We start from the raw sequence: 389 nt of genomic DNA, 5'->3' as shown, positions 1-389 counted from the left end.
GAGTGGATGCGGGCGCTGGAACGGCTGGAAACCGTCGAGCGCCGGTTGCGGGCGCCGCGGCACCCGCTGATCAACGCGCTGGCCGCCCACGCCACCGAAGAAGAACTCGGCGGCAAACTCCCGGCGGCGCTGGCCGACCGGCTACGCATCACCAAGCCCGACGCCCACCGGCGCATCGCCGAAGCCGACGACCTCGGTGAGCGTCGCGCACTCACAGGTGAACCGCTGGTCCCGACGTTGACCGCAACCGCCGCCGCCCAACGCCAGGGCCGGATCGGCGACGCGCACGTGAAGGTGATCCGCGGCTTCCTGGCCCACCTGCCCGCCACCGTGGACCCGGGCACCCGCGAAGCCGCCGAAAAAGACCTGGCCGGCAAAGCCTGTGACTT

At 71.7% G+C, this 389-nt stretch carries 1 protein-coding gene; it reads left to right on the top strand.

What is annotated here, in order from left to right; genetic code table 11:
* A partial coding sequence (locus AC5Y7D_RS30945; RefSeq protein ID WP_499930006.1) for a DUF222 domain-containing protein occupies positions 1-389 on the top strand: 389 nt, incomplete at both ends.

The organism is Mycobacterium sp. NGS49 (assembly GCF_059812565.1).
The sequence above is the reverse complement of the archived record's forward strand: the minus strand, read 5'-3'. Positions and strand labels throughout refer to the sequence as shown.